This is a genomic window from Marivivens sp. ABH4_498 (assembly GCF_056160585.1).
Window position 1 is genome coordinate 1 of the sequence record NZ_JBSWXL010000026.1, and the last position, 234, is coordinate 234.

The window sequence follows — 234 nt, forward strand, 5'->3', positions numbered from 1 at the left end:
TGAACGGCTCTAGCTTCCACCAGTCAGGATAGACGCCCGCGTCATAGAACTGACGGATCAGCGTTGCGGTGGTGTCGTCATCCACAGGGCCTACTTTGGATGGGATCACCTCTAGCAGGAATTCCAGATTGTTGTTGCGCGCTGCTGTCCACAGACGTTTCACGCGGGCCTCTTGCAGGGCGCGGGTTTCGGCGTCGTCATCAGGGTGGCAGAACACCAGCAGTTTGACCACGT

At 58.1% G+C, this 234-nt stretch carries 1 protein-coding gene; it reads right to left on the reverse strand.

All coding sequences use genetic code 11. The features are described from left to right. A partial coding sequence (locus tag ACXAGA_RS16500; RefSeq protein ID WP_475118559.1) for a 2-deoxy-5-keto-D-gluconate 6-phosphate aldolase domain-containing protein occupies positions 1-234 on the reverse strand: 234 nt, incomplete at both ends.